This is a genomic window from Pseudomonas sp. 1D4, from assembly GCF_001728925.1.
Taxonomy (GTDB): Bacteria; Pseudomonadota; Gammaproteobacteria; order Pseudomonadales; family Pseudomonadaceae; genus Metapseudomonas; species Metapseudomonas otitidis.
Map to the genome: position 1 here is coordinate 1 of NZ_LXJQ01000107.1, position 3,872 is coordinate 3,872.

Consider the following 3,872-nt stretch of genomic DNA (forward strand, 5'->3'; position numbering starts at 1 on the left):
CCGAACTGAAGCTGGATGACCACCTCACCGTGGGCAACGAGCAGCACATCCGCATCGGCAGCAACCGGCTCGTGGAAGCCGGGCAGGAAATCCACCTCAAGGCCGGGCAGAAGCTGGTGATCGAAGCCGGCATGGAACTGACCCTCCAGGCCGGCGGCAGCTTCATCAAGCTCGACCCTGGCGGCGTCACCGTCAGCGGCCCGCTGGCCAAGCTCAACGCCGGCGGGGCACCGGGCAAGGGCTCAGGGGCTTCGCCCCTGCTGCCGGGCCAGGCACGCCCGGCGGACCAGGCCAAGGCCGGCGGCCCGCTGCTGAAGGCCCCCAGAGGCTACCGCGCCCGCTACCTGCTGCAAGACGAAACGACCGGCGAGCCGCTGGTGGGCCACCCCTACAGCCTCAAGCACCCCGAGGGCTACCGACAGGCCGGCTACACCGACCACGAAGGCAGGACCTTCATGGCCTACAGCAACGCGCCCGCCGACATCGAGCTGCTGGCGCCCCAACGCAAACCCGAGCCGGAAGCACCGCTCTACCGCGCCGGGGAACCCGCCCCGCAGCAACGCCAACTGGACTTCAAGGACGTTAACCCGGAGACCTCGCAATGAGTCAGGAGACCCTGCACAGCTGCACCACCACCAGCATCGAAGGCACCGTCAAGGAAGCCCCCCTGCCCAACCCGACGAACAAGCTCTATCTGTTGGAGAAAGCCAACTACGCGGTGCGCTTTCCCAAGCTTTCGGTCAAGCAGCTGGGCGAAGGTAAAAGCGTCGGGCTCGAACTCAAGCAGGTGGTCATGAGCGGGCTGATCCGTGCCGACGAATACCTGTTCGACTACCGCTGGTACTACAAGGCGGAAGTCTGCTTCGACATGAGCCGCCTGCCGCCCACGCCTTTTCTCAGCACTTCGGTCATCCGCCAGAGCACCGCACCCGACCCGGATCGCCGGCATACCCTGATTCCCTTCCCCACGGGCCTCACCAAAGGGCTTTTGCGCCGCCCGGACGTGATCATCGTCAAGAACAAAGCAGTGCGCTGGCCGGGCCAAGCCGGCCCCGACCACCACGGCACGATGCACCCGGATAACCTGGAGCGGGTGGTGGAGGTGAAGTTTCCAGGCGACACCCTATTGCCTGATCAAAAGAGAGCCTACTTATTGATCGCCGGAAGCCGAAACCGCTTTTCTGTGCTGGAAGTACACGACTGCCGCGACAAGGGTGAGCGCGAGCGGGACCGGCGCTACAACGCACAGCATGAGCCCACCGCCAGCCGCAACCCGCTGCTCTGGCCACCAGCACCCCGCCCGGTGCCGGTCTACGGCCCCCAGCCGATTCCGCGCCCGGCAGAAGTGGAAGGCTGGACCCAGCAGGTGCACGAGGCCATCGAAGGGCTGCTGGAAGGCAGCGGGCTGCGACGCCTTTCCGAACAGGCCCGGCAACACCTGCACGAGGCTGCCACCTGGCTCGGGGAGCAAGGCGAATGGGTGCGCAGCAAGGCCGGGGATGCCTGGGAATGGGTCGGTACCACCACCGGCAAGGTGCTGCGCTGGACCGACGAACAGCTCCGCGCCATCTGGCGGGAAGTGCAGCACTACACCGACCTGACACTGGAGATGCTCGGCCGTATCGACTGGGTGCAGGTGCTCATCGATGTCGGCCTGCTGGCTGCCACCGTGGTCGTCGCCTTTCTCATCGGTGGCGCCCTGGTCACCCTGGGGCTGCCCGCCGCAGTCGTCGCCGGGCTGCTGGTGCTGGTGCGCCTGGCGCAACTGTCCTGGGCCTGGCTGGCCAGCATCCTCGGCGTAGGGGCCGCTGCCGGCGCCCTGGCCTCCAGTTGAACCACAAGGAATGCACATGAACGCATTGGACACCCTCAAGCAGCATGCCCCCGACCTGGAAATCGAAGACGCCCAGGGCAATCCCGTGGTCAAGCTGGGACTGATCGCCACCCTGTACTTCCGTGAGGGCTACACCGCCGAACGCAAGCAGCGCGTGATCGAGTGCTTTGAACGCTTCTATGAGGAATTCAGAGTAAATCTCAAAGGGAATATTTTTGAGAAAAATAGAAAGTTAACTCTCGAAAATTTTGAAAGAGCAAAAAACCAAGCTCTCGCCACTGGAGAAAATGAACAGATTTATTGGTGCTTAAACAGTTCGGAAAGTTTGCAACATGCTTCGATTTATTGCCTTTCTTTCATGAATACTTTTCAAGTTCATGGAGAGCAAGATCGCTCTTATATCAAGCTGATCTTACCTTGGACCTTGCTCACCGAGCCTGAGGGAGCGCAGCGCTACAAGCAGTGGCTGACCTACCTGTGCAATCAGGTCCAGGCCGAACATGGTTATGGTGGGCTATCCAGCATTCTTCCTAATGACTATGAGAACTACATGCCCAGCGAGTACCAACTGGCCCAGCGTTACTCGGGGCTGGAGGTGGACACCTTCGCCTATGCCATGGGCATGGAGCTGCAAAACCATATCAAGGGCGCCAACTGGTACACCGTGCTGGGGCAGAGCTATGTGGAGCGCCTGGGTGGGGAGGAGCGCCTGCGCCATGCCTTGAGCGGCCATGGGGATATCGTGCTGCTGCCCTACGAGCAGGGGCTGATCATCCGCGCAGGCGACTGGCCGGAGCTGGGCGCCCAGGCTGACGGGCTCCCCCGCGCCTATGTGGCCGTCAGCAATGTGGTGAAACCTGTACGCATTCCCAATCCGGATCAGCTCCACTCCTATTCGCCCTACGGCAACTGCTTCGACGAAGCCAGCACCCAGCACTGGTACCAACGCTTCGACCTCGACCCCACCCCGGCCACGCCACCGCGTACCGAAGGCGGCCAGCGCTGCCCCCGAGCGGGTTACTGGTTCACCCCGGCACAGACGAATTCCTTGCGGCGCTTTGCCGAGGGCGAGCTGATGCCGGTGATCGAGCAGTCCAGCTGGGGACACACCTTCTGGTATTGGTCGAAGGAGGGCTAGGCGCGTGCCGAAGATGAACGCATTGGACACCCTCAAACAACACGCCCCCGACCTGGAGATCGAAGACGCCCAAGGCAATCCCGTGGTCAAGCTGGGGCTGATCGCCACCCTGTACTTCCGTGAGGGCTACACCGCCGAGCGCAAGCAGCGCGTGGTCGAGTGCTTCGAGCGCTTTTACGAGGCGTTTGGCGACAAGCTGAGATGGCAGGTCGGTGAGCGTTTTCAAAAACTCACCTCTGATCGCTTCGATAAAAAACGGCAGGCTGTATTGACCTCTGGCCCCAATGAGCAACAGGAATGGCATCTGAGCAGCGCCAAGAACGAAAAAGAGGCCGAAGACTACAGCCTGCAATTTCTCAACTCATTCGAAGCCCATGGGGAACAACGTCGCTCTTATATCAAGCTGATCTTGCCCTGGACCTTGCTCAGTGAGCCGGAAGGGCCACAGCGCTACCAAGCGTGGCTGACCTACCTGTGCAACCAGGTCCAGGCCGAGCATGGCTATGGCGGGCTCTCCTGCGTGTTGCCCTACGACTACGACAGCTACATGCCCAGTGAGTACCAACTGGCCCAGCGCTACTCGGGGCTGGAGGTGGACACCTTCGCCTATGCCATGGGTATGGAGCTGCAAAACCATATCAAGGGTGCCAACTGGTACACCGTGCTGGGGCACAGCTATGTGGAGCGCCTGGGTGGGGCAGAACGCCTGCGCCATGCTTTGAGCGGCCACGGGGATATCGTGCTGCTGCCCTACGAGCAGGGGCTGATCATCCGCGCAGGCGACTGGCCGGAACTGGGCACCCAGGCTGACGGGCTCCCCCGTGCGTATGTAGCCGTCAGCAATGTGGTGAAACCTGTACGCATTCCCAATCCGGATCAGCTCCACTCCTATTCGCCCTA

At 62.0% G+C, this 3,872-nt stretch carries 3 protein-coding genes and 1 pseudogene; all 4 read left to right on the forward strand.

Going from position 1 to position 3,872, the window contains the following annotated elements; genetic code table 11:
- Window positions 1-605, forward strand: a pseudogene (locus A7D27_RS28890) (hypothetical protein); the annotation flags it as partial.
- Window positions 602-1,834, forward strand: coding sequence for a VRR-NUC domain-containing protein (locus A7D27_RS26670; protein ID WP_069566658.1), 1,233 nt, complete (start codon window positions 602-604; stop codon window positions 1,832-1,834). The pseudogene A7D27_RS28890 and the gene A7D27_RS26670, both read left to right, overlap by 4 nt.
- Window positions 1,835-1,850: 16 nt before the next feature.
- Entirely contained in the window at window positions 1,851-2,972 is a 1,122-nt protein-coding gene (locus A7D27_RS26675; protein WP_069566659.1) for a type VI immunity family protein, read from the forward strand.
- A 13-nt stretch (window positions 2,973-2,985) separates the two neighbouring features.
- A partial coding sequence (locus A7D27_RS26680) for a type VI immunity family protein (protein WP_069566660.1) occupies window positions 2,986-3,872 on the forward strand: 887 nt, incomplete at its 3' end.

Coding starts and splice junctions, on each gene's coding strand:
- A7D27_RS26670 (WP_069566658.1), top strand. CDS start 602: ATGAGTCAGGAGACCCTGCACAGCTGCACCACCACCAGCATCGAAGGC.
- A7D27_RS26675 (WP_069566659.1), top strand. CDS start 1,851: ATGAACGCATTGGACACCCTCAAGCAGCATGCCCCCGACCTGGAAATC.